Consider the following 23,183-nt stretch of genomic DNA (forward strand, 5'->3'; position numbering starts at 1 on the left):
ACCCTGACCGCACTGCAGAGCCTGGCAGGCCAGTTGGGCCTGTCGCGCGCCGAAATGCAGCGCGACCTGCGCCTTGAGAAGACCCCACGCTTCTCGGCGACACCTCTCTACACCAAGGTCTTTGCCCTTGCCGACAACCGTGCCGGTACCCGACTCCCGCGGGAGACCATGCCGCGGATCGATCTCAAGAGCCCGAAAATTCAGCGCAAGCTGACCACCGCCTGGTTTGCCGATCGGGTAGATATGCGCCATCGTACCTGCCTCGGACGCAACCGCTCGGCCAGCCCCTGAGCGCTCTCGCCTTCCTTGATCCAGACCAGAAGCAAGCTTGCCGTTGCCCTTTACAATCGAGTACAGGCCACACTGCACAGACGTGGTTTAATCTTCGCCAAAACAACGACCGTGGGAGAAAAGTACATGGATTATCAGGAACAGTACGCAGCCAAACGCGTCACGCCGGCCGAGGCCATCCGCAACGTGCATAACGGTGACACCATCGTGGTGCCCACCGCAGTTGCGGAACCGCCCGCGCTCCTCACCGCCCTATCCGAGCATCGCCGTGATTTCCGTGATGTGAAGGTGTCCCAGATCCTGGCTGTCCGCAAGTTCGGCTACCTGGATCCGGCCACCGCCGAGCACGTCCGTCACACCGCCTACTTCTTCAGCGGCGCAACCCGCCCGGGTTTCCGCGAAGGCGTTGTGGACTTCACGCCCAGCTATTTCTCAGAGATGCCCCAGTTGATCGATCGGGATCTGATGCCTTCCGAGGTGGTGTTCACCCAGGTATCGCCGATGGACCAGCACGGCTATTTCTCTTTGGGCATCGCGGCCGACTACACCCTGGCGGCCATCCGCAAGGCCCGCGCGGTGATCGTCGAAGTCAACGAGAACGTGCCCTTTGCCTTCGGCAACTGCCACCTCCACATCTCCCAGGTCACCGCCCTGGTGGAGAACAACGAGCCGGTTCTCGAGGTTGGCCTGCCCACCATCGGGCCTGTCCAGGAGGCCATTGGCAAGTATGTGGCCGACATGATCGAGGACGGCTCCACCCTGCAGATCGGCTACGGCGGCATTCCGGACGCCGTGGTGATGCAACTGACCCACAAGAAGGATCTGGGCATCCACACCGAAATGATCGGCGATGGCATCCTGACCCTGGTGGAAGCCGGCGCGGTCACCAACCGGCGCAAGAACTACCTGCCGGGCAAAATGGTGGCCACCTTCGCCCTGGGCTCCAAGAAGCTCTACGACTGGATTGATCGCAACCCGATGTTCGAAATGCATCCGGTGGACTTCACCAACGATCCTTACCTGGCCGGCCAGAACGACAACCTCATCGCCATCAACGCCACCCTGGAAATCGATTTCCTCGGCCAGTGCGGTTCAGAGAGCCTGGGTCCCATTCCTTATTCGGGCACCGGTGGTCAGGCAGACTTCGTGCGTGCCGCCAACCGCTCCAAGGGCGGCAAGGCCTTCATCGTGCTGCCCTCTACGGCCAAGGACGGCGCCATTTCGCGCATCGTGCCGACTCTGACGCCGGGCACCCATGTGTCCACCAGCAAGAATGACATCAACTACGTGGTGACCGAGTACGGCGTGGCCCAGCTCCGTGGCAAGACGGCCAAGCAGCGCTGCCAGGCCCTGATCGCCATCGCCCACCCGGACTTCCGTGCCGAACTCACCGAAGCCGCAAAGAAGATGCACCTGCTGTAAGCCAGGCGCCGCGCATCAAAGACAAGGCCCCGGTTTTCCCGGGGCCTTGTCTGTTTACTCGGCAGATCGAAGCAGAGCGAAAGCCCGCCCGCGGAAATGTCTTCAGGGCATCTCTGCTTCCAGGGTGAAGGTGGCACCGTCGTCCAGGCCGAGCACCTCCACCAGGTAAGGCATCACCTTCTGCAGGGTGGCCGGCAGGGTCCAGGGCGGATTGACGATGAACAGGCCGCTTCCATGCATACCGAAGCCGTCCTCCGACGGCTTGCTCACGTCCAGGCTCACATGCAGCCAACTGGTGATCGGCAGGCGCTTGAGCTTGTCCGGCAGCTCCCTGGAATGCATGGAATGCAGCTTGGGGTACCACACCACGTAGGTCCCTGTCGCAAAGCGGCGCAGGCATTCCTTGAGCGCCGTCAGTACGGTACGGTAGTCGGTCTTGATCTCGTAAGGCGGGTCGATCAGCACCAGGGCCCGGCGGGTTGGCGGGGGCAGGAAGGCGTTGATTCCGGTGAAACCGTCCTGCTCCAGCACGATGGCCTTGCTGCCTGCGTCTTCGAAGGTTTTTTGCAGCAGGCGCCGGTCAGCAGGGTGCAGTTCAAACAGGCGCATCCGGTCGTCCTCCCGCAACAAGGGGGCTGCACAACAGGGTGACCCCGGATAGAGGCGCAGTTTGCCGCTGTCGTTGAGGTCACGCACGAGCTTCAGGTAACTCTTCAGCTCCTTGGGGACATCCTTGCGCCCAAGCAGGCGCCCGACGCCGTCCTCGAACTCGGCATTCTTGCGCGCGAAGGCCTCGTCGAGGGAATAGCAGCCCGCACCCGCGTGCGTGTCGATGTACCAGTAGGGCTTGTCCTTCTGGTTGAAGTACTCGAGCAACTGGACGAGGACGAAGTGCTTGAGCACGTCGGCGTGATTGCCGGCGTGAAAGGCGTGGCGATAACTCAGCATGGCAGATGCACCCGGACGCGGGAACGAAGGATCAGGGGCGCGATGCTATCACCTCCCCCGCCCCACCGCCTCCCTGCTGATCACTCCGGCGCGTTGTACTTGCGCCGGGAACCCCGAAACTGTGCCACCGGGTACTTGGCCTCGTTCTTGGCGAGCTTGGCCAGGGTGGCAGCCTCCAGGTCGATACCGGCCCGCTCGGCAATCAGGAGCAGGTAGAGCAGCACGTCGGCGCACTCGTCCTCCAGTGCCTCCCGGGCTTGCAGATCGTGCGGCAGCTCTGCCACCTCGGCATCGCTCTTCCACTGGGTCAGCTCCAACAACTCGCCAGCTTCCAGGTTAAGGGACACGATGAGGTTGCGCAGGGAGTGGAACTGGGCCCAGTCCCGGGCATCCCGAAAGGCAGTGATCTTCTGCGTCAGCGTATCCAGATCTGCCGCCATGGTTCAGGCCTTCTTGCGATCAAGAAACGCCGCCACGGCCTGATCGTGCTCAATGGAGCTGTGGGTCAGCGCCTGGTAGGCCGCCGACAGCTCCAGGATGGAATCGAGCCGTGTACTCTGGGCCTCGCGCATCAGGCGTTTGGTCATACGCAGGGCCTGCCCCGGATTGGCTGCGATCCGGGCAGCCAAGGCGCGGGCTTCGTCAAGGAGCTGCTCGGCTGGCACCACCCGGGACACCAACCCCACCTCCAGCGCCTGCCGGGCGTCCAGCAGGTCACCAGTGAAGCTCATTTCTGCCGCCCGGGCATAACCCACCACCCGCTGCAGCAGCCAGGCGCCGCCGTCACCCGGAATCAGCCCGAGCTTGACGAAGCTCTCTGCGAAGCTGGCCTTCTCGGAGGCGATACGGATGTCGGCCATGCAGGCCAGATCGCAGCCGGCCCCGATTGCCGGCCCATTGACGGCGGCGATCGTGGGTACATCGAGACGGTAGAACGCCAGAGGAATACGCTGGATGCCGTTGCGGTAGTTTTCCCGCACCGCCATGCCGTCGCCCTCTGCCAGACCCCGCTTGTCGCGAAAATCCTTGACGTTGCCACCGGCACAAAAGGCACTGCCCGCGCCGGTCAGGATCACCACCTTCACCGACCCGTCCCGCTGCACCCGCTCGCAGGCCCTCACTACGGCGTCCCACTGGGCCTGGCTCGACAGGGCGTTGCGCTCTTCCGGGGCATTCAGCGTCAGGGTGACAATACCCTCCTGTTGTTCAAAAACGACAAAATCCTCTGTCTCCACACCCATCTCCTCATCGCTAGGCATCGCTTACGCCATCGCCCGGACAGGCCCGCCACATAAGGCTAAGCCCTTATTTCCCTTGCTTAAACTGGCCCACAATGAGTCCAGTTCCCCTTGCACTCGAACGCTACCCTGTTATTATGGCGCGCTCTTCAGCCGGCCATTCGGCGGCACGGCTGAAACCACCATAACAGGAAAATAACATGCCGATTTACCGCCTCGGAGAACGCACTCCGCAGTTGAGGGAGGGTGTATGGATTGCCGACAACGCGACCGTCATTGGTGACGTCCGCCTCGGCAAGAATGTAAACGTGTGGTTTGGTGCGATTCTCCGCGGAGACAACGACCCCATCACCATTGGTGACAACACCAATGTTCAGGACGGCTCGGTATTGCACACAGACGATGGCGTCCCCCTGGACATCGGCGCCAACGTCACCATCGGCCACAAGGTCATGCTGCATGGCTGTACGGTGGGAGAAGGCTCCCTGATCGGGATCAATGCCGTGGTGCTCAACCGTGCTGTGATCGGCAAGCATTGTTTGATCGGCGCCAACTCCCTGATCCCCGAAGGCAAGGTGATTCCCGAGCGCTCGCTGGTATGCGGCTCACCGGGCCGCATCATCCGGGAACTCACTGACCACGAGATCAGCCGTCTTCAGGCCAGTGCCGACGGCTACGTGGAAAACGCCCTGCGCTACCAGGAAGAACTGGTCAAGCTGTAAGGCCGTAGTCGATACGCAAGCCAATATGGGGCCGGCGTCTGCTGACGACCGGCCCCTTTGCTTGCTGGAGGCTCGTGGGGTCGAATTCATGTGGCCCCACAGGAGTGCCGCGATGGGGATGGGAAAACCGCTTTATTGCAAGGTGAGGACCACCGGCTGATGGTCGGAAGCGGCGGTGGCCTGATCCACCGCCACGGCCTCCACCCGATCCACAAGATCAGCGCTGACAAAGAAGAAATCGCAGCAGTAGGCACGGTCGGGCCACTCGGCGCCGTTCAGGCCCACTGTGTTCAGGTGCGGAATATCACCGTAACAGGCCCGCCAGGCATCCTCCCAGCCCGACACGTCGGCGCTGATCGGAGCAGTCATGCGGTAGAACTCGGGGCTGCCGGGCTCGCAGTTGAAATCCCCGCAGACCAGGGCCGAAGCCGGCCGTGGCCACACCGCAAACGGCGAATCTGGAGCACAGTCCCGGCCAGTCTGCCCGCCCATGTTGGCCAGGCGTACCGCATCACACTGCAGGGTGTGGAGGGCCGTGATCTGGGTCATGCGCTGCACCCGGGAGTAATACTCCAGGTGGGTGTTGAGCACCCGAAGCGAGCCCGAAGGGCTTTCCACGACCACCTCAAGGCAAACCCGAGGCATGCTCGGCACGCCCTCTTCCGGCGGGCGAGGCAGACTGTGACGAAAGACCTGCCCGACAGGCAGGCGCGACAAGGTCAGGTTGCCGAAACAGCTTCGTCCGCCGGCCCCATCGGGCACATCCACCCCCGCGGCAAAGTGAGCGCTGTAGCCCGGGAAGGCCTTCGCCAGCACAGCCACTTCATCGACCGATTGGCCGCCGTGCAGGCCGGCGAATCCGATGGACACCTCCTGCAGGCACAGCACGTCAAAATCGCCGAGGGTGTGTATGGCGGCGATCGTCCGCTGCAGATCGACCACGCCATCGGCACCACGGCCCCACTGAATGTTCCAGCTCAATAGCTTCATTGAAAACCCGTTCTCCATGATCACCGGCCCCGTTCCGGCGGACCGTTCCGGGATCGTTGAGTTGAGCATAGCAAGGCTGGCCGCCGTGCTCTTCCCCAATCGATCGGCGGTCGTGCTCAATTTCCGAACGGTCAGCAGGTCTTTGATAAAAACAGGATTTTTGTCACACACAGAAAAACCCCATGAGCACCGGGTGCTTGCTCAAGAGGCGCGTCGTACTGCCGTAGACCCTCTTGTCCCCCGCCAACGATCAAGCCCATGAGCACACCCCAAGAACTCGTTGCCTGCATCGAAAGGCTTGCCAGCCTTCCTGCCGTTTACCACCGCATTCGGGCGTTGCTCGATGACCCCGACAGTTCCGTGCAGGAGCTTGCCGAAGCGGTCTCCAGCGATGCCGGCATTACGGCACGGGTACTGCGGGCGGCGAATAGCGTGCTGTACGGTTTTCCAGGCAAGATCGAGACTATCAGCCGGGCGGTCAACCTGATGGGCATGCAGCAGGTCCACGACCTTGTCCTCTGCACCTCGGTGATTGGCGCGTTCTCGGGCATCCGCCCCGCCCGCATGCACATGATCCGCTTCTGGAAAGACTGTGTTTTCCGCGGTCTGGCCGCCCGGGCTGCTGCCCGGCAGCTCGGCACCGGCGATCCGGAGCGCATGTTCGTGGAAGGCCTGTTGGCCGACATCGGCCACCTGGTGATGTTCCAGGCCGCCCCCGAGGCCGCCGATGCCGCCCTGGCCGAGTCACGACGCAGCCATGCCCCCATCCATCAGGTCGAAGATCACATCGTTGGCTGCAACTATGCAGAGGTTGGCGCCGCACTCGCCACGGCATGGCATCTGCCCAGTGGCTTTGCCACTGCCATCGGCGCCCAGCTCAACCCGGTCATGGGCGGGCCCCACGTCACCGAGGCCGCCCTTCTGCATGTGGCCAACCATATCCTGGCCACCGAGGAGGAAGGCGAAGTTGAGGCTGACGACCCGGATGAAACTGCCCTCTCGCGAATCGACCCGATGACCCTCGCCCGACTTGATCTGGATGTCGCCAAACTGGCCGCCATCCGCACTACGGCCCGAGACGAAAGCGCTGCGGTGATCGCCCTGTTTTTCCCCAGTCAAGGCTGAAGAGCTGCCCTCTCAGAGGCGGCGAAACACGGTTTCGAGCGCCTCTCCGGGCATCACGCTGCCACGCCAAACCACCGTTGTACTGGGCTCCACGAGGTCGTAGCCCCGGGACACCCACCCCGCCAGCGGCACCTCGGAACCATGCAGCACGCTCACAGCGCCCCCCTCCGGCAGCACCATGTCAAGGCAGATCGGGCCGCTCGACACGCTCAAGCCTTCGGGGGTGCAGGTCACATTGCAGTCTTCGCTGAAATGCCAGTACAGCGTGACATTCTGCGATGTGCCGGCAAAGACCTGATCCTTCACCCTCAGGCACCCTTTCCGCTTGTCCAGAAGCCAGCTGCGACGATGCACCGGTTTGCCCGGAAGGCGCCTGTAGCCATCATGCTCTGCAACCAGCCGGTCGCTGTCCGGGCCGTCCTCCCTTTCAAGAACGCTCGTGCGGAAGCGCCGCAGCCACATGAAGCGCCCTCCGGAAACCGCCTGATCCTCGCCGCCCAGCACCAGCGTGTTGTGCATGGCGCTACCACGAAAGCCATGCCGCCATTTTCCGGGGCCGTGATATGTCCCGGTGCCCGGGTCGATCAGAAACTGCCGCCCTGCCACCGACAAGGTGAACGACAGGGCATCCGCATGAGCATGGGCAGCCACCCCGCCGAGGCCCAGGGGGCCGGCGTCGGCCACCACCCGGAGCTCGTCCGGAGAATCCAGATTGCTACCCAGCACGAACACCCCGCCCTCCGGAAAATCCGTCCGGCGGGTGGCCGGTGCCCGCTGCAGCAGTAACCGGTCGAAGCCGGTACACACATCCGCCCCCAGCAGCCAGACGGTGCGCGGGTCGAGCACACCAGCCTTGCGCGCCAGGGAGGGGTTGCCGAACAACATCGCCCCGGTGGCCAGCTGGGATTGAAAGAGGCAAGCGCCCGCACCGATCGACAGGCCGGACACCACGCTGTCGTCTGAATCGCCAAACAGGGGTACGTGTCCGCCCGAGTCCATGATGCCGGCCACGTATTCCAGCATGGCCTCCATCCGCCGCCAGTAGGTTTCGGAGAAAGGCTTGCCGGTTCCCCGGGCGGCCAGCCCTGCAAAGAGCAGGAAGTCCCAGACAAACTGCTGGTAGCCCGTGGCCTGCTCCTTGTGCACTCCGTCGGCCGCCGTCTGGCGCAACACCTCGCGCTCCAGCCCGTCCCGCCCGACCCGTCGCCACCTCTGAGCCTCACGCCACTGGGGCCAGGTGGCCCCCGCCACGAACAGCCCGGCCAGTTCCCCGATCAGGGGGTGGCTCGTCGCCGAATCACTGGAGCGGAAGCCGCAGATGAACTCCGCGTGCTGCCAGATGCTGCCGAGCCAGTCAGTGCGCAGGACCTTGCCCACCGGACGTTCGAAGAGGGGGGACTGCATGCCGCCGATCAGCTGCCACACGATGGCCCAGTTGATCAACCGGACCCCCGCCTCCAGGGCGCTCGACCAGTTGGGCCCACATGGATGCGGGCACTCGGCGAACCAGCTCTCCAGCAAGGTGGCGATACCGTCCAGGTAGCGCTCCCGGCCCGTAAGCTGCCAGGCCTGGGCCAGCACCACGAGTTCCCGGTGGCGATTGAGCTCGCGCAGATACTTGATGTCGCCGACGACCGCCGTAGCCCTAAAAGACATCCGCTTTCCGTCCGTCAGGGGGAGCAGCACGGCCTTGTCCGGGTTGCGGTTCCACTCCGGAGGAAATCCCAGCCCCATCAGGCGCGAGAAGATCCTCCATTGACCAGACAGCACCTCGTCGGCCCGTTGCAAGGCGACGCCACGCAAGGCGGGCACGGTGACGGGGAGCCAGCTGACCCCCACCCTGTCCAGCCTGGGTGCAGCCACCGGCTCGGGCAGGCGACGACGCACCATCGCCCGACCGGCGGTGGCCCCGGCCCGCTCGACGATCTCCGATACGGACATACAGCGCAGCCGGTTCCAATACCACCCAACCTGGGTCAAGCTAGACATAACCTTGATCGCTCCATGCTCAGCGGGCTCTACGCAAAAACAATAAAATCCTTTGTGTTTCGCTGAAAATCGTCACAACTTAACAACAAACCTACCACCACCATCAAATAGATCAAACATTTTGTTTTTCGTGTTTGTGTTGATTTTGAGGTTTTGTTTTCAATCAAAGACCTGCAGGAGACGAATTCGATCGCAAGGAAGCGGATGCACGGCTGGCCGAGGCCGGCTAGATTGGAGCCCTCGGACACACGCCAGGAAAGGCAGGCCAAGCCATGCAAGGCCACACTACAGCCCGCGCCGCACGCGCCGCACACATCCGCAACGACCCGCGCTGGGCCGCCATCATCAACAAGGATGCGACGGCCGACGGCGAGTTTTTCTTCGGTGTCAGCACCACGGGCGTGTATTGCCGCCCATCCTGCGGTGCCCGCCAGCCGCGCCCTGAGAACGTCAGCTTCTTCGCCACCACGGCCGAGGCCGAAGCCGCAGGCTTTCGTCCCTGCCAGCGCTGTCAGCCCGACCAACCACCGTTGACCCAGCGTCATGCCGCCCTGGTCACCGCCCTGTGCCGCCACATGGAACAGGCCGAAACGCCTCCCTCCCTCGAATCGCTGGCCCAGCACGCCGGCCTCAGCCCCTGGCACGTGCACCGGATCTTCAAGGCCGTCACCGGCCTTACGCCCCGACAATACGCCCTCGGCCTGCGAACGGCGCGACTGCAGGCTCAGCTGGGCAGCGGAAAGAGCGTCACCGACGCCCTCCACGCCGCCGGCTTCGGCTCGGCGGCCGGCTTCTACGCCGCATCGACTCCTGCACTTGGCATGTCGCCCCGCAACTACCGCAGAGGAGGCCGGGACACCGACATCCACTACGCCATCGGGCGCTGCAGCCTGGGCGCAATCCTTGTTGCCAGCAGCCCCACCGGTATTTGCGCAATCAGCCTGGGCGACGCGCCCGAAGCCCTGGCCAACGAGCTTCAGTCCCGCTTCCCCCAGGCCCGCCTGAGCGATGGCAACGCCGCCTTCGCCGAGCAACTCAGTCAGGTGATCGCCCTTGTTGAAGACCCGGCCAAGGCCAGTGCCCTGCCCCTCGACATCCGCGGCACTGCCTTCCAGCAACGAGTCTGGCAGGCCCTCCAGGGCATTCCGCCCGGCACCACGCTAAGCTACACCGAGCTGGCCCGGCGCATCGGCGCCCCGGCAGCCGTAAGGGCCGTGGCCAGCGCCTGTGCCGCCAACGTGCTCGCAGTCGCCATTCCCTGCCACCGGGTCGTGCGCACCGATGGGGCACTGGCAGGCTATCGCTGGGGGGTCGAGCGCAAGCGCACCCTGCTTGAACGGGAAGCAGAACAATGACGCCATCCGCCAGCGCATCCCTGAGCTGCCATCTGCCACTGCCCAGGCATTTCCGTCGGGCCGACTTTCTCACCTTCCACGCCCGCGACCCCCACCGGCTGGCCGAGTGGGTAGGCCCCGACAGCCTGGACAAGGGCGTGATGTGGAAGGGCCAGCCCGCCAGCCTCACCCTGCGCTTTGACGAGGGCAGCGTGGCGCTGCAGCTCTGCCGGAATGGCATGCCCGACACGACGGAGCCGGAATTCCACGAATGGGCCCGGCGCTTCCTCGGCCTCGACCAGCCGGTGGCGGCCTTTGAAGCAGCCTGGCGTGAGCATCCCCAGCTCGGCCCGCGGATCGCCGCCTGTCCAGGCCTGCGCCTCCCCCAGGCCGCCACCCCCTTCGAAGCCCTGACATGGGCCGTGACCGGTCAGCAGATCAGCCTCGCTGCAGCCATCACGCTGCGCAAACGCCTGATCGAAGCCTGCGGCTGCACTCAAGGCGATCTCGCCTGCTTTCCCGATGCCTCGGCCGTGATCGGCCTTTCACCCACACGCTTGACGGACGCCGGCTTCTCCCGTCGCAAGGCCGAAACACTGGTGCACATCGCCGCCCGAGTCCTCGAAGGCACGCTGCCCCTTGATCACTGGTGGGCCCACCGCAGCTCCGCCGAGGATGTGCGGGAAGCCCTGCTGGCCATTCCGGGCGTCGGCCCGTGGACAGCCGATTACACCTTGCTGCGCGGCTTCGGCCACGTCGACGCCGCGCTCCATGGAGACGTTGCCGTACGGCGGGGCCTGCAGACCCTCCTCGACCAGACTGCAAAACCCGCCGTCGCCGACACCGCCGACTGGCTGCACCCCTTTTCGCCCTGGCGTGCCTTCGTAGCCGCCCATCTGTGGCGCTTGTGATGGCCAGCCGGGCTGGGTGGGCGAGGATTCGACAACCCAATCGGCATTCTCCATGAGCAAGCCACACTCGCAGGAAAGTTCAAGCCGGTCTGCGGGCCCGGGAGCGTGCTGAGAGCGCGAAACGCGGCGTGGGGATACGGCAGAAATAAAAAGGGATTGCAGAAATAAAAGCGGGCGATCAAGCAGTAGCACAGGCACCGTTACTAGTGCTCGAAATTGCGGGGGATTTGGCACAGCGACCAAACGGAAGGGGCAGAGCGGGAGGCCGGCCGTCCCTCCATACACGCCCGTCGCTCAAGACGAACATCGCATGAGCGTGGATGCCGAATTCCCACGCCTCGCTCTAAGCAAAAATCATACTTCACTCTAGCCACAGAGAACTAGACCATAGCCATCTTCGCCTCTTCGAGCACCCGAATGAGGGCCTCTGCGCTGACTTGATCCACAACTTTCACCTGTGACTCCCTTCCGTTGAGTCTGAGCGTAACGGTGTAATTCTTCGACTGAACCGAGGTGCCTGGCGTAGTCCCCGTGGAGACGTCCGAAGAGATACCAGAGGAGCGCGTCACTATGTTTCCCAGTCCAACTGGAGAAGCGGCCGCCCCGCTGCTCTTGTTACCATTTGAGGCTCTCCACGACTCGGCTGCGGCCATCTCGGCCGCCCATCGCTGGATAGCTTCCAGATCCAGCCCTTGGGTGCTGCTGTAAAACTGGGACTGGTTACTGCCTTGCTGATAGAAGCCGTTGAACAGCCGCTTGAACTCTTCGGCCTGGTCGGCATTGCTGGTGTATCGCGATGCAAGTGCATCGACGTCGACGGACGATGACAGCACATTGCCGTTCGTGTCCCGAACCCAGTCATCGGCCGCTTTATTCGCGGCCGAGTTGTAGTCGCCAAGCTTGTCGGATGCTCTGTCCCACGCCGCGCCGATACGATCCGCGGCAGCTTCACCCGCATCCCCTACCTTGTACATCTCCTGCTGCAGGCGCAGCACGTCGGGCAGGATTCCGCCGTTGGCGGCCTTTGCCGCTGCGCCGTACTTTTCCCACGCCGCTTGCAGTTCGGCCAGGGTGCCGCCATTGGATTTGATGTACTCGAAGGCCTCACGGGCCGACGCTTCCGCCTCCTGCAGGGCTTCGCGGCTTTTGAGCCCCAGGGCCTCGAAGGCTTCGGCCAGGCTGTTGATGCCGGGCTTGAGTTCGTCGAAGCGGTCCTTGGCCTTGGCCAGCCCCTGAGCCAGGCGTTCGCCCGTCACCAGCCCGGCATTGCCCAGCTCTACCCACCGATCCAGCACCGCCTTGGCGGCGGCTTCGGTGCTGGCCGCTGCGGCCGCCTGGTCGAGGCTCGCGGCCAGCGCAGCCCCCGCGTTGAGGCCCTTGGCCCGGATGTCATCCACCCGGGCGGCCAGCACGTCGAAATCGTTGATGGCGGCCTGGGCTGCGTCGTTGATGCCTCCGGCCAGGGTGCCCCAGTCCTTGCCGGTGCGGCGCAGGGCTTCGCCCAACTGGGCCTCCAGGGCGGCAGCCAGGCGGCGGGCACCCTGTTCCGACTCGTCAAACGCGGCGCGGGCGTTAACCTCGAATGCCTGCAGGTCGATGCCCTTGAGGGCGCCTTCCCATGCGTCCTGCACCTGGTCGGCGCTGATCTTGCCCCGCTGGGCCAAGGCATCCAGTGCGGCGCCGGCATCGGCAATGCCTTTGATGTTGGAGAGGTCGAGATCCTTGCCGATTTTCTCGAGCGCGGCAGCGGCACCGTCGCCCGCCTTGGTCATCGAACCGAAGTCGGCCACCAGCTTCCTGGCCTGCTCCGACAGGCCCAGGGCTTTGTCTGCGGCCAGCTGCTTCTGCTGGGCCAGCTCGGCGTCAGCCGCCGCGGCTTCCTTCGCAGCCTTCTCGGCCGCTCGGGTGCGGATCTCGGCCTCTTCCATCGCCTTGCCGTAGCCCATGGCCTTGGCCGCCGACTCCCCCAGCCACTTGCCAATGTCCACGAGGTTAGTGACCAGGAAGGCCAGACCAAAGCCCTTCAGCAAGCTCAGGGCGCCAGCCAGGCGGCCAGCGCTGGCGGCAGCGGCATCCCCCGCCGTCACCGCGCCCGCCTTGGCTGCGTTGTTGGTGATCTGGGCCGTGGTGTTGGCCTGAGTGGCGGCCGTGTTGGCGACCGTGGCCGTGGTGTCGGCCACCTTGGCCACCGTTGCGGCGGATACCGCCGTCTTCAGGGCCAGAAACTCGGCAGCGATCCCGTAGGCCTTCCACGCCAGATAGGCCTGCCCGGTGTTGATGAGGGCGCTGGCCAGGAAGTCAAAGTTCTTGGCGAGTCCCTCGATAGCGGCCGCAGCCGTGGCGCTGGCACCGGTGGATTGATCGAGTTCGCCGATCCAGATCTGCCACTGGGTTTGCAGGTCGGTGATGGCCCGGCCGATGGTGGGCGGCAGCTTGCCGAACTCCGTTTCGATGGCCCGGGCCTGGCCCTGCAGGGCGCGGATGACCGTCTCGCTTGAAAGCTCACCCGCTTCGGCCATCTTGCGCAGCTCGCCGGTAGTCACCCCCAGGCCATCGGCCAGCGCCTTGGCGAGGCGTGGGGATTGCTCCATCACGCTGTTGAACTCGTCACCCCGCAGCACGCCACCTTGAAGCCCCTGGATCAACTGCGTAAGCGCGGCATCAGAGGCCTGGGCCGATGCACCAGACAGCGCGATCGCCTGATTCACCGTTTCGGTCAGGCGCAGGGCATCCGCCTGGCCGACGCCGATTTTCTGGCCGGCATCGGCCAGCTTAGTGAACAGGGTCGCGGTAGAGTCCAGGGAGGCATTGGTGTTGAGGGCAATGTCCTCAATGCTCTTCATGGTGGAGGTGAAGGCCTCGCCCTCGCCCACGGCCATTTTCACTTTGGCGGTGAGGTTGGTATAGGCATCTGCTGTAGCAGCGACCCCCGCGGCACTTGCAGCCAACCCTTTGGCAGCCTCAAACCCAAGAAAAAGACCCTTGAGTGTGTTCAGCTCAGACGAGATTGATCGCACGCTCGCCGAGATAGCCTCGTTGGCTTCGGAAGCCTTCTTGCCTGTACGCTCCGACGCCCCTCCAATGGCATCAAGGCCATCTGTGGCCGCTTTGGCCCCTGTGGCCGTTTGACCGACCCCTTGATTCAGCCCGCCGACACTCTCGCTCAGGGCCTCCACCTGCTTCTTGGCATTTCCCGCATCGGCCGTTACAACAAGGGCGATGCCGAGCTTTTTGTCAGCCACAATATCCCCTATCGGTCGAAATGAGTGCTGCGATCAGGCGTACCTTCAACCTGCACGCCTTCGGGCAGCTCGGCCGGCGCTTTTTGATTTCTGATCAGCGCTGGCAGGCCTGCATCAAACAGGCGCCATTCAGCTATCGCCGTCTCGATCAAGGCGAGTTCGTGAGCGTAGGGGGAGTGGTTAGCTTGAATCATGCCCTGCGCGTCAAGCTTCACGACCAGACGCGCGGGCGCGGTAAGCGCGTCGCGTGCGGCTTCAAGCGCTTGGTGAATATGGAGCACGATGGCGTCCTTTCTGGATATCGGTGTGGTTCCCACTACGGGGCCGGAACGGGGGGCAGCGGCTCAGGCGCTCGATGGTGCTCCGGCCGTCTGATCCTCACTACACACGAGCCCCAATGGAAACCATGTAGGCGTCGCGCCCGATACCGAGCGCAGCGACAAGCCGGGCAGTCTCAGGGTGCAATACCCCCAAAGGGCCGAAGTTGCGGTTGAAGTGGTGGATGCCTCGCTGATCATCAACCGAGAGGGACGGTGCCACCGCGACAGCAGACAATGACGCGACAGAGGCATGGTCAATTGCGGGGGTGTTGGTCAATGCGACATGAAGCAGATCGGTTGGCTCACCGGTCGTTACGTCATAGGGAAAGACCGGCGACAGATAACGATACTCGTCGGCCGCGATCATGGCCGCAGCCTTTGCTGTCCACGTCACAGCCCCATACAGCCCCGGCTCGGGGCCGTTCTCAACCCAGGATAACGACTGTGGATCAACCCATCCTGCCGCTGGGGACGGTTGCCCGTTGGTGGCACTGGCAATCTGCTGATGCTCATAGTCCACCACGATGTGAGCCTGGCGAGCAGAGTTACTGGCGATGATTCTCCGGGCGGCCTGGACGCTCAGCATCCATGGGCCGGTGCCCGACATCGCACCGCGCGGCGCGTGAAACTCCCCGGCGGGGATCAGCCTGACAACCCGATCCCCGGGACGCACCCGAAGGGTCAGTATTGCCATTCCGATCCCCGTCATGAAAAAGGAGCTCACGGCACGTCCTTGATCTCGATGCCGAGATCGGTTGCCATTTCAGATTGGCGACCGCTGACAATCTTCGGGGCGACTCTCGGATCTTCGACTCGACCGGTGAAAACAACCGCCAAGAACCGGCCCAAGTCGAACGCATCACCAGACATCAAGGCCGAAGCAAAGGCATCTGTCATCATCTCCTGATACTCCTCGAACCAAGGCTTCCCCCGAATCGATTCAATTACGGCAGCGGACTGTGCACGCCACAGCTCGCATTCAGCCATTCGGAGGCGATCCCTCACTTGACTCTTTGCGCTGCCGTTGTCAACAAGCATCGTGTCGAGGTTGCGGAGCAACTCTTGAACCATATCGTGGCGCCGACCAGCTTCGGAAAACGCTTGGTCAGAAACCGTCATTTCGTCGACCGACATAGCCCGCGCTTTCCGTTCCTTCGCAGCCCGAAGCGCGCCTTGAGTTCGAGCGCTTTCCTTGCACGCCTCATCACGCCGCGCGATCAAATCGCCATCTTTTTGGAACAGCTTCGCCAATTCATCACGGAGTGACGTGTAGCGCCCTTTCTTATCCTCCAAGACCAAAGCGGCAGGAAACGAAGCGCTACGCCGCTCAAGAAGTTCTGACTCCATCCGGGTCAGCACCTGCCCTGCCTGTTCAAGACTCCGGGCGAGATCTTCATCCTCAACCTGGTACGACGAGAATTGCTGCTTGACCCCAATCGTCTCAAGTTGATCCGCGCTCATTTGGCGGTGGCCTGCCAGCCAGTTCCTGACCTCACGACGACGTGCCACCAGTTTGTCACGCTCGGTTTGAGCGGAAGCAAGCTGCGCTTCAAGCTCAGCAATGCCCTGCACGTGCTTTTGAATCTCCACACTACTCATCGCCTTACCATCCCTCTCTGTCATCAATGGCGCACCACTCAATGAGGACCGGAACATCCTCGGTTCCTAGGCTGCGCTTCACATCAACTCGAAACCCACAAACCGCCATATCGTCGATCAGGCCCGCGCAGAACTCGCCAGGTAAAACGGTGACGTCACTACTAATACCGATACCCTTTGCACCTAGCTTGTGATAAGTGCTGATTTCCAGCCAACTCCCGTTCGGCACAATCCGAATGAAAACTGTGAATTGGATAGTCGGTGCGCCTGGCCCAGCGTAGCGATTAATCACAGCAAACTGAACACCACGCAAGCTGCTGGGTTTTAGAAGATCATCTTCTACAGCGGTCTCCCAATTGCCGCTATTTACTTTCCAACTCGAAATTCCGCACCGACCTCTTCCTGTTCTCACATCCCACCCCTAAGAATTAACTATCACCTCTATCTGTCGCCCGGACAGATAGAACTCACGCGCCAGCCGATCAACTGCAGCGCGGCCAGAAACGGGAGCATCTCCACTTGGCACCGCGCCGGTCAATTCATCAAACCGCAGCCGAATCGCCTTGTTGCGTTCACGCACACGAACCGTCTGAAGATTGGGGATGTAAATGTCCTCTCCACGTGATGACTCCATAAGAATCCGGCACCCTTCAACACCGATCACCTCTGAGATCTCTGCAAAAACTTTGCTCTTCTCAGACCTCGGGATACGAAGTTTCAATCCGCCAAATGCATCGCTCAGGCTGAGCGCTCTATCCGCGCCGAGTTTCTCAACGAGCCAGGTAAAGGCCTTGGGGTAAACAATGTTCTCTTCACCAGAAGCGGAGGCCATATCACGCACACTAAAAGACGGTTAACCGCAAGACTGAACCACATCGGCACGAATTTAGAGGCCGAAACTATTCGTCAGGGTGGCTCCGCCGATGAGCATGTCTCAGAGGGAAACTGGAGCTGCGTCCAAGTTGATCACGTGTTCCACCGTGAAAACGATAGGCACGAGAAGGCGGGCCGGCTCAGCTTCCGGACGTGGCCCGGGTGCGAGCCTGAAGGCCTTGTAACTCTGTGATTCAGGCCTCCAGCCCATGAAGGCCCGCAGCACCGCCTCCACCTCCGGGCGCGCCGCCGCACGGGCTGGATCGGCACCCTGGGCAGGGCTTGCCGACTTGAGACTGAGAGCGACCATCCAACTCTCCTCCACGCGCGCAACGGCGCCGTCCTCGCTGCTTTGAAGTGGGCGATACCCGCCGTACACGACATAGGCGCACGGGGAAGGTTTTCCAGCCTTAGCCACCCCGGCAAACTCGGCGGCGCCGTAGGCCCCGAGTAACGATGGGATGGCTGCCAGGCGGGCAATGATCAACGGCTCCAGTTCCATCAACATCAGCGCAGCCCTCCACCAAACACCTTGCGGCCCGACTGCACAACAACGGCCAGGCCGGAGGGCGCTGGCATCGAGTCTGCGCCGGCACCCACGTTGAGGCGAAGCCGGCCGGCGGCGATGTCGCGCAACGCCGTCATCGCTTGATCACGGCGCGCCTTCACGACATCGGGGGCAGCATCCACATAGAGCGCGCAGCGCGCCAAGTCACAGCACAGCGACACAAGGAGATCGGGCGTAACCACGAGTGGCAGGCTGTAGCGGCTGGCAAGGTAGCCGTCAATCAAGGCGGATGCGTCTGCGAGCACACGATCTACCGTTACTGGATTGACGACGCCGGAGCCGGTCAGGTCGGTTTGCTCAACGAGCTCGGCATCGCCGTAGCGGCTCGTCATTTCGGATAGGGTGGCGTAAGGCATAGAACGGGGAGGTAGATTCGATTCCCATCCGATACCCCTTACTGGGTCGTGTCGAAATCACGAACTGCTTCGCCCCTTTCTCGACGCCCCCAGAACGCATGCGCGCATGCTTGACGGAACATTGTGCCTCCAAGCCAGCACCACACCGCGCACAGACCCCGTTACTACCCCGTTAATTTCAACGATCTCCGGGCCGTGGCGGTGCATGTAGCCAAAGCCCATAAAAACCGCTCAAAACGCGTTTAAAGCGGTTTTCAGTAGTCAACGAAAAAAGGGCGCCGAAGCGCCCTTTCTGTCCATCCCTTCCGCCGCGTTACCAGCCTGCCCCTGCTTCATTCGCCGCATTGATCACCTCGTCAGACAGGATGCCCACCAGGTGGCCAATCGGCTCATAGAGCGGGCTGGTGTCGTCGAGCTCACTGAGCCGATGCAGCTTGTCTTCGTCCGCCATCTTCAGCAGCATGGCCAGGGCGTACAGCGCATTGCCGTTGACCTCCAGCTTTCTGGCCAGTAGGTCCTTGGGGTTCGGCACTGTCGGCCTCCGGCCATCCCCAGCCTGAATCTCGGCCACTGTGGCCCGCTCCGCTGCATAGTTCGATTCCATCATCACCTCCTCATTCCCTCATGAACACCACGGCGCCGGATTCCCCGGCCGCTGCCGCCGACGCCACATCAATCGCCCGCTCCAGGCGCGCATTTACCACCCGCAGCAAGGCCGCCAGCTCGTGGCCGCGAACACTGATCCCTTGATCATCACGGGCGCACTCCGCGAGGCCGGCGACCGCAGCGAAGGCGGCATGGGCTTCCTGGGCATCATCTAGGACGGACACGAAGCCCTTCCGCTCCTTCTCCCTGACGCGCTTTTCGCCGACCTGAAATGCGCTCGCTATCAGCTCAGTCAGACGCGCGTACTTCTCTTCTTCCCATGTGGAGCTCATCGGTCACTCCACCTTGCTGGAAGCCTTAGGGCCTTTGTTGTCGGTCATTCCCTTCTTCTCCTCACGGTCGGCCCACCACTTCTCCAGGCCGACCAGCACGCTAGCCATCGTTGTCTTGGTCAGGAAACGCGGGTTATCCACCTTGCCCACACGCTTCACGAAGCTGGCGAAGGCCTCGCCGTCCAGGCCGCCATCCAGCCCCAGCTTCTTGACCAGGCCCCGGGCTGTCTTCCATTGGGCATCGGTCGGCCGGTTGGCGCCCTTGCCGGCGATCACCTTCGCCGTGGCGGGCGCCTCGTCCAGATAGCCGGCCGTGCGCAGTGTCTGCACCAACGTGGCCAGCTGCCGGTCGCTCAGGTCGCTGCTGCTGCGCTTGCCGGTGTTCTTGGCCAGCCAGTCCCGGTAGGTCTCGTCATCCATGCCCATGCGGGACTTGGCGATGTGCACCATCGCGATCAAGGATTTTCTCGTCGTCATGCCCTGCCCTCCCTTACCTGGCTTGGCGCGCCTGGCTGGCGCTCAGGTTGTCGACGCCGGGAAACTGCGAGGCTTCCCAAAGGCGCATCATGCGAAGCCATGCGTCGAGGAGCCCCGCTTCGGCCGCGCACGCCAGGCCCCTGGGCTCGGAGAAGTAGGCAAACCGATAGAGCAGCCAATTCAGCTCTCTTTCGGTCAGGTCGAGGATGTCGCGCGTCGTCACGGCCATCAACTGAACAACCTTTTCGCCCTTGGGGGTTGTCACCTTCAGATCCACGAAGGCCTCATAGGCGTAAAGCGCACGGACCAGGGCAAACAGCTCAATGTCAGTGCAGGCCTCCAGCGAGTCTTGCCCCACCACGTGATGAATCAGGGAATCGAGCGTTACCGTGATCCCAAACTCCGCAGTGCGCCGCATGGCCAAGGGAATGATCTGCAGCATGGTGTCTCGTGTGGTCATCACTCCATCCTCCCGTACTGTTTCGCAATCGAGATAAAGTTCTCCGCCGTCACTTCCATCTCACGGGCTTTCAGCTCATTCAGAACAGTGACGGCACCGCGCAACCCGCCATCCCGCCCGGGTTGGCGGACCACGGCCAGGATGGAATCCTTTAGGCGCCGCCCCGAAAGATTCAGCCAGTCCATGAAGTGCGCCACGTCCTCGGCGCTGTTGCCATCAAGGGACGTGTGACGGGTCCGGCTGGCCAGGGCGTCGTAATCGGTGCGCTTCCCCCACACCGCGGCATGAAAGGAAGGGTTGCCGATCATTGCAATGGGTATCCGCGCACGCTCGTGGATGTAGGCCATGAAACGCAGGCCCGTGCCCTTCTCAGCCGGCAGGCCGCACTCATCGGCGATCAGGAAGTCACCCGGCTTCAGCAGGGTCAACACCCGGTCGAGCTTGGCGTTCACGCTCCCGCTCGGCGCGCCGTAGGGGTCCAGCGCCGACAGCACCGCATCGAGCACGCCGGAATCCCCTTTGGTTCCCGGCGGGAACTCGAACCATACCGCCCCCGGCTCGTTGGGCCGGCGCGGGTTGTCCATGGCGTAGCGGCGGGCCGCAAAGGTCTTTCCCACCCCATAGGCGCCGGTGATCGCCACCAAGGAGCGCGCCTTGTGCGCCACGTTCAAGATGCCGTAGACCTGCCGGAAGATCTCGGTCACGGCGTAGTCATCAAGCTGTCGCTCATTGTCGCGATCCTCCTCGTCCGCCCACTTCTCCAGGGCAATCAAGGTCTCGGTTGCGCGCGGCGAGCCAAACCACTCCCCGAATGTAGTCGGCCTGAGGGCCTGCTCTGACATGAGCTTTTCGAGCTGCTCGGCGCGGATTCCACCCTCACACTCCGCGCAGATCCGCGTGACGCTGACCCCGCCCGAGAGATAGGCGTTGATCCGATCCACGATGCCCTCGGCACGGATTCGATCCATCGGGGCTTGCGCGTCCGTTACTTTTTCAGTCATGCTAACGACTCCAGTTGGTAGTTACGTGCCATTCCCGTGGCACGGTTGTGGGTTACGGACAGGCTGCTACCTGTCCGTTTTCCTTCTCTTTCTGGCCTCAGCCAGTGCTTTGTCAGCCATCTCCATGTTGCTTTCACGGACTACGTTCCTTTCCTTACGTGGCCCGATCTCGCACTTGACCGGTACAGGTTTTGGTTGCGCCTGGCGCAGTGCCTCCTTCTCCTTCAAGGCATCTTCACGCGACGGCAGGCGGTGAATGTCCCCCTTCTTGTCGATGATCTCGCCCGCCCCCAGCAGCTCGATGGGATTGGGGTTCTGGATTTCCAGTTGCCCCTGAAGCGCCTGCATCTCATCGTTCATCCCGATCTGGCGGACCTTCGGAGCAGCGTGCCCACCTTCGGCCTGGCGCTCGTCGGCAAGGTGTTGGTGCACGCGGTTGTAGCGCTGCATTTCTTCCAGCATGTCCATCTTTCCGACACGCTTCTTCAATGCACGGAAGTGCCGGTTCTGAACGCCCTCACGGCGTGAGGATTCGACGGCGCCGGCCGGGTCGAACATGCCGAACACGCGCCGCTCGTGAATCACGGTGTATTGCCCCACACCCGGCAACGGACGCTCCCGAACCAGGATCACGGCGTTCGGCGCCCACTTGGCAAAACGCACCGTAACCTTGCGGGTCATGTAGGGAATCAGGGCATCGTCGTAGTACCAGCGGTCATCAATCTGGATGCCACTGGTCTGGACCTTCGGCGTCCGCTCCTCAGCGAAGGCCACGCGGAAGACAACCTCCGGTGCAAAGGTGACGGTGTAGCCCTCCGGGACGATCTCTGCCTTCTGGTTGGGCGTGAGGCCGCCCAGAAAGCCCCGTTGTGGCGTGTTGTGGTAGGACGACACCGCCTCATCAAAGGCCAGATTGAAGGCCTCGGCGTCCCCCGGGTAAGCGTCCGGCTGCTTGCCCACCTTCGCGAGCTTCTTGTTCATGCGGTCGCCGCCGATGTAGCCGGGCAGCATGGACAGGAGCTTCTCCAGGGCGCTGAAGGCACCCTCCACCGGTTTGGCCGAGGCGTTATAGGGCTTCGCCCGAACGATGGCCCCCTCCTCCGAAGTAACGGCCGCCTCCTGATCCGGCACGTCATCCCCCCTCGGCAGCTCGCCCGCATCCTCCGCGGCAAAGCGCGCCTCCAGGGCTTCGAGCGACTCCATCCTGACCTCCATCTCCTTCACCAGCACGGCGAAGGCCCGGAAGGCGTCCATCATCTCCGCCCACTTGTATTCGCTGCCGTTGTCCATGTAGAGCTTGCGCGGCACGCCCCACGCCTGGCACAGCTCGAAGAAGGATCGGGCAATGTCTGCCTGAGTCACCGACTGGCGCGGCCCCGGGTGCAACAGGGTGTAGAAGAAGCGGTTGGTGCCCAAGTCATACCAGGCGATCATCCGGGCTGTGTAGGTGCTGCCATCCGGCCGAAGCAGCAGAACGTCCACCGGGTGCACGTCGGCCACAATCGCCTCACCCGGCGCAAACCCCTCACGGGTCCGCGCCACACGCGGCTTGTGCTTATCGGAAAAGCGCTTCGCATCACGGTGGCGAATCGCCAGGTCGCGGTAGCTCTGGTTTCGCTCGACGATGTACTGCCCCACATCACAAGCCTGCAGGCTTGCATCCTCCCATCCGGCCAGACGGCACAGCTCGAAGAGCTTGGCGCTGGCCATGTGCCGCACCTTGTCCCGGCTCGGCGCACCGTTGCCCCACAGATCCACCACGTACTGCTCAATTTCCTCGGCGATGCGGGTCTTCACCGGCATCTCAAGCGGGCAGGCCTTCTCCCACTTCTTGTTGATCAGATGACGATGCTCGGCCTCCAAGGTCCGGGCTTTACGCATCAGGCCCTCGACGTCGCCCGCCTCGAAATCCGCACAGAACTTGCGCAACGTATCGAGGCTGAAGGTCACCGGTTTGCCGTCCGTTGGCCGGATGTGAGTCTGTTCTGCCAACTTGCTCAACACTGCACAACGCGCAGGTGTTCCGGTCCGCCAACGAAGCGCCGGCTTGATGAGTTCGGCCTTCCACTCCGCCTCGTGCCGATGTTTGACCAGTAACGAGATCCGGGACAGATCAACGTCCGGTGTAATGGTCTTGGTCGTCGCGGGGAGTTGCGCGGGCTTGAAGAGATCCGGGTTCTGGTCGCGGAACTTCGTGTACAGCTCGAGAGGCAGACTGTTCGCCTTGACTTGGTAAGCCTTCCCACCAGGGCCGCCAGCTGCATCAGCCATCCTCACGACGAGGCAAGCACCGCGCCAAGTAGAGCCTTCCGTTTCAAAGCACTTTTTCATGGCGCTTCGAGCGTTCTGTGACGAGATTTCAGCCAACTCAGCGAGCTG

At 62.8% G+C, this 23,183-nt stretch carries 24 protein-coding genes; 6 read left to right on the plus strand and 18 right to left on the minus strand.

Annotated features, from left to right (window positions below):
- Positions 1 to 291 (plus strand): DUF1615 family protein (locus PHI64_RS19375; RefSeq protein ID WP_299886502.1); only part of this gene is annotated, 291 nt, incomplete at its 5' end.
- Positions 292 to 417: 126 nt separating this feature from the next.
- Positions 418 to 1,713 (plus strand): acetyl-CoA hydrolase/transferase C-terminal domain-containing protein, encoded by a 1,296-nt coding sequence (locus tag PHI64_RS19380; protein WP_299886504.1) that lies wholly within the window; start codon positions 418 to 420, stop codon positions 1,711 to 1,713.
- A gap of 102 nt (positions 1,714 to 1,815) precedes the next feature.
- Here the strand turns inward: PHI64_RS19380 and rlmJ are convergent, their stop codons facing one another.
- From rlmJ to PHI64_RS19395, 3 genes are all read right to left on the minus strand, one after another.
- Entirely contained in the window at positions 1,816 to 2,661 is an 846-nt protein-coding gene (gene rlmJ / locus PHI64_RS19385) for a 23S rRNA (adenine(2030)-N(6))-methyltransferase RlmJ (RefSeq protein WP_299886507.1), read from the minus strand.
- A gap of 80 nt (positions 2,662 to 2,741) precedes the next feature.
- Positions 2,742 to 3,101: a nucleotide pyrophosphohydrolase gene (locus PHI64_RS19390; RefSeq protein ID WP_299886509.1), complete on the minus strand. Its 360-nt coding sequence runs from the start codon at positions 3,099 to 3,101 to the stop codon at positions 2,742 to 2,744.
- 3 nt (positions 3,102 to 3,104) lie between these two features.
- On the minus strand, positions 3,105 to 3,920 hold the full coding sequence (locus PHI64_RS19395; RefSeq protein WP_299886512.1) for a crotonase/enoyl-CoA hydratase family protein: 816 nt from the start codon (positions 3,918 to 3,920) through the stop codon (positions 3,105 to 3,107).
- A 179-nt stretch (positions 3,921 to 4,099) separates the two neighbouring features.
- Here PHI64_RS19395 and PHI64_RS19400 point away from each other — a divergent pair, with 179 nt between their 5' ends.
- On the plus strand, positions 4,100 to 4,621 hold the full coding sequence (locus PHI64_RS19400) for a gamma carbonic anhydrase family protein (protein ID WP_296575409.1): 522 nt from the start codon (positions 4,100 to 4,102) through the stop codon (positions 4,619 to 4,621).
- A 132-nt stretch (positions 4,622 to 4,753) separates the two neighbouring features.
- Here PHI64_RS19400 and PHI64_RS19405 read toward each other — a convergent pair whose 3' ends face one another.
- Positions 4,754 to 5,611, minus strand: coding sequence for an endonuclease/exonuclease/phosphatase family protein (locus tag PHI64_RS19405; protein ID WP_299886516.1), 858 nt, complete (start codon positions 5,609 to 5,611; stop codon positions 4,754 to 4,756).
- Between the two features lie 258 nt (positions 5,612 to 5,869).
- Here PHI64_RS19405 and PHI64_RS19410 point away from each other — a divergent pair, with 258 nt between their 5' ends.
- Positions 5,870 to 6,736: an HDOD domain-containing protein gene (locus tag PHI64_RS19410; protein ID WP_299886518.1), complete on the plus strand. Its 867-nt coding sequence runs from the start codon at positions 5,870 to 5,872 to the stop codon at positions 6,734 to 6,736.
- 12 nt (positions 6,737 to 6,748) lie between these two features.
- Here PHI64_RS19410 and PHI64_RS19415 read toward each other — a convergent pair whose 3' ends face one another.
- Positions 6,749 to 8,725: an alginate lyase family protein gene (locus PHI64_RS19415; protein WP_299886521.1), complete on the minus strand. Its 1,977-nt coding sequence runs from the start codon at positions 8,723 to 8,725 to the stop codon at positions 6,749 to 6,751.
- Between the two features lie 272 nt (positions 8,726 to 8,997).
- Here PHI64_RS19415 and ada point away from each other — a divergent pair, with 272 nt between their 5' ends.
- Complete coding sequence (gene ada, locus PHI64_RS19420) at positions 8,998 to 10,080, plus strand: bifunctional DNA-binding transcriptional regulator/O6-methylguanine-DNA methyltransferase Ada (protein ID WP_299886524.1); 1,083 nt, start codon at positions 8,998 to 9,000, stop codon at positions 10,078 to 10,080.
- Entirely contained in the window at positions 10,077 to 10,970 is an 894-nt protein-coding gene (locus PHI64_RS19425; RefSeq protein ID WP_299886527.1) for a 3-methyladenine DNA glycosylase 2, read from the plus strand. The genes ada and PHI64_RS19425 overlap by 4 nt, the downstream gene beginning before the upstream one ends.
- A 380-nt stretch (positions 10,971 to 11,350) precedes the next feature.
- Here PHI64_RS19425 and PHI64_RS19430 read toward each other — a convergent pair whose 3' ends face one another.
- The 13 genes from PHI64_RS19430 to PHI64_RS19490 all read right to left on the minus strand — a co-directional run bounded on the left by PHI64_RS19430 (position 11,351) and on the right by PHI64_RS19490 (position 23,075).
- Positions 11,351 to 14,212, minus strand: a complete 2,862-nt coding sequence (locus PHI64_RS19430; RefSeq protein WP_299886530.1) for a tape measure protein — start codon at positions 14,210 to 14,212, stop codon at positions 11,351 to 11,353.
- Positions 14,213 to 14,220: 8 nt separating this feature from the next.
- A complete protein-coding gene (locus tag PHI64_RS19435; protein ID WP_299886533.1) occupies positions 14,221 to 14,493 on the minus strand; it encodes a hypothetical protein in 273 nt (90 codons plus the stop codon).
- A gap of 100 nt (positions 14,494 to 14,593) precedes the next feature.
- Positions 14,594 to 15,226, minus strand: a complete 633-nt coding sequence (locus PHI64_RS19440) for a phage protease (protein ID WP_299886535.1) — start codon at positions 15,224 to 15,226, stop codon at positions 14,594 to 14,596.
- 26 nt (positions 15,227 to 15,252) lie between these two features.
- Positions 15,253 to 16,188, minus strand: coding sequence for a hypothetical protein (locus PHI64_RS19445; RefSeq protein WP_299886538.1), 936 nt, complete (start codon positions 16,186 to 16,188; stop codon positions 15,253 to 15,255).
- Positions 16,189 to 16,552: 364 nt separating this feature from the next.
- Positions 16,553 to 16,963 (minus strand): Mor transcription activator family protein, encoded by a 411-nt coding sequence (locus tag PHI64_RS19450; protein ID WP_299886541.1) that lies wholly within the window; start codon positions 16,961 to 16,963, stop codon positions 16,553 to 16,555.
- A gap of 102 nt (positions 16,964 to 17,065) precedes the next feature.
- Positions 17,066 to 17,512, minus strand: coding sequence for a hypothetical protein (locus tag PHI64_RS19455; RefSeq protein ID WP_299886544.1), 447 nt, complete (start codon positions 17,510 to 17,512; stop codon positions 17,066 to 17,068).
- Positions 17,512 to 17,928 (minus strand): DUF1320 domain-containing protein, encoded by a 417-nt coding sequence (locus PHI64_RS19460; RefSeq protein ID WP_299886548.1) that lies wholly within the window; start codon positions 17,926 to 17,928, stop codon positions 17,512 to 17,514. Before PHI64_RS19460 ends, PHI64_RS19455 begins: the two co-directional genes overlap by 1 nt.
- 313 nt (positions 17,929 to 18,241) lie before the next feature.
- Positions 18,242 to 18,532: a hypothetical protein gene (locus PHI64_RS19465; RefSeq protein WP_299886550.1), complete on the minus strand. Its 291-nt coding sequence runs from the start codon at positions 18,530 to 18,532 to the stop codon at positions 18,242 to 18,244.
- 10 nt (positions 18,533 to 18,542) lie between these two features.
- Complete coding sequence (locus PHI64_RS19470; protein WP_299886553.1) at positions 18,543 to 18,866, minus strand: hypothetical protein; 324 nt, start codon at positions 18,864 to 18,866, stop codon at positions 18,543 to 18,545.
- Between the two features lie 3 nt (positions 18,867 to 18,869).
- Positions 18,870 to 19,343 carry a regulatory protein GemA gene (locus tag PHI64_RS19475; RefSeq protein WP_299886556.1) on the minus strand — a complete coding sequence of 158 codons (474 nt, stop codon included), beginning with the start codon at positions 19,341 to 19,343 and terminating at the stop codon, positions 18,870 to 18,872.
- 13 nt (positions 19,344 to 19,356) lie between these two features.
- Positions 19,357 to 19,785 (minus strand): hypothetical protein, encoded by a 429-nt coding sequence (locus tag PHI64_RS19480; RefSeq protein WP_299886560.1) that lies wholly within the window; start codon positions 19,783 to 19,785, stop codon positions 19,357 to 19,359.
- Between the two features lie 17 nt (positions 19,786 to 19,802).
- A complete protein-coding gene (locus tag PHI64_RS19485; protein ID WP_299886564.1) occupies positions 19,803 to 20,804 on the minus strand; it encodes an AAA family ATPase in 1,002 nt (333 codons plus the stop codon).
- A gap of 66 nt (positions 20,805 to 20,870) precedes the next feature.
- Positions 20,871 to 23,075: a Mu transposase C-terminal domain-containing protein gene (locus tag PHI64_RS19490; RefSeq protein ID WP_299886567.1), complete on the minus strand. Its 2,205-nt coding sequence runs from the start codon at positions 23,073 to 23,075 to the stop codon at positions 20,871 to 20,873.
- Positions 23,076 to 23,183 lie beyond the last annotated feature (108 nt).

The organism is Zoogloea sp. (assembly GCF_028689785.1).
GTDB lineage: Bacteria > Pseudomonadota > Gammaproteobacteria > Burkholderiales > Rhodocyclaceae > Zoogloea.

Bases quoted from the DNA above. Each gene is read 5' to 3' on its own strand.
- PHI64_RS19485 (WP_299886564.1), bottom strand. From the start codon at position 20,804: ATGACTGAAAAAGTAACGGACGCGCAAGCCCCGATGGATCGAATCCGT.
- PHI64_RS19450 (WP_299886541.1), bottom strand. From the start codon at position 16,963: ATGGCCTCCGCTTCTGGTGAAGAGAACATTGTTTACCCCAAGGCCTTT.
- PHI64_RS19395 (WP_299886512.1), bottom strand. From the start codon at position 3,920: ATGCCTAGCGATGAGGAGATGGGTGTGGAGACAGAGGATTTTGTCGTT.
- PHI64_RS19425 (WP_299886527.1), top strand. From the start codon at position 10,077: ATGACGCCATCCGCCAGCGCATCCCTGAGCTGCCATCTGCCACTGCCC.
- PHI64_RS19400 (WP_296575409.1), top strand. From the start codon at position 4,100: ATGCCGATTTACCGCCTCGGAGAACGCACTCCGCAGTTGAGGGAGGGT.
- PHI64_RS19440 (WP_299886535.1), bottom strand. From the start codon at position 15,226: ATGGCAATACTGACCCTTCGGGTGCGTCCCGGGGATCGGGTTGTCAGG.
- ada (WP_299886524.1), top strand. From the start codon at position 8,998: ATGCAAGGCCACACTACAGCCCGCGCCGCACGCGCCGCACACATCCGC.
- PHI64_RS19490 (WP_299886567.1), bottom strand. From the start codon at position 23,075: ATGGCTGATGCAGCTGGCGGCCCTGGTGGGAAGGCTTACCAAGTCAAG.
- PHI64_RS19380 (WP_299886504.1), top strand. From the start codon at position 418: ATGGATTATCAGGAACAGTACGCAGCCAAACGCGTCACGCCGGCCGAG.
- PHI64_RS19480 (WP_299886560.1), bottom strand. From the start codon at position 19,785: ATGCTGCAGATCATTCCCTTGGCCATGCGGCGCACTGCGGAGTTTGGG.
- PHI64_RS19465 (WP_299886550.1), bottom strand. From the start codon at position 18,532: ATGGAATCGAACTATGCAGCGGAGCGGGCCACAGTGGCCGAGATTCAG.
- PHI64_RS19405 (WP_299886516.1), bottom strand. From the start codon at position 5,611: ATGAAGCTATTGAGCTGGAACATTCAGTGGGGCCGTGGTGCCGATGGC.
- PHI64_RS19475 (WP_299886556.1), bottom strand. From the start codon at position 19,343: ATGACGACGAGAAAATCCTTGATCGCGATGGTGCACATCGCCAAGTCC.
- PHI64_RS19410 (WP_299886518.1), top strand. From the start codon at position 5,870: ATGAGCACACCCCAAGAACTCGTTGCCTGCATCGAAAGGCTTGCCAGC.
- rlmJ (WP_299886507.1), bottom strand. From the start codon at position 2,661: ATGCTGAGTTATCGCCACGCCTTTCACGCCGGCAATCACGCCGACGTG.
- PHI64_RS19390 (WP_299886509.1), bottom strand. From the start codon at position 3,101: ATGGCGGCAGATCTGGATACGCTGACGCAGAAGATCACTGCCTTTCGG.
- PHI64_RS19415 (WP_299886521.1), bottom strand. From the start codon at position 8,725: ATGTCTAGCTTGACCCAGGTTGGGTGGTATTGGAACCGGCTGCGCTGT.
- PHI64_RS19470 (WP_299886553.1), bottom strand. From the start codon at position 18,866: ATGAGCTCCACATGGGAAGAAGAGAAGTACGCGCGTCTGACTGAGCTG.
- PHI64_RS19445 (WP_299886538.1), bottom strand. From the start codon at position 16,188: ATGTTCCGGTCCTCATTGAGTGGTGCGCCATTGATGACAGAGAGGGAT.
- PHI64_RS19460 (WP_299886548.1), bottom strand. From the start codon at position 17,928: ATGCCTTACGCCACCCTATCCGAAATGACGAGCCGCTACGGCGATGCC.
- PHI64_RS19455 (WP_299886544.1), bottom strand. From the start codon at position 17,512: ATGTTGATGGAACTGGAGCCGTTGATCATTGCCCGCCTGGCAGCCATC.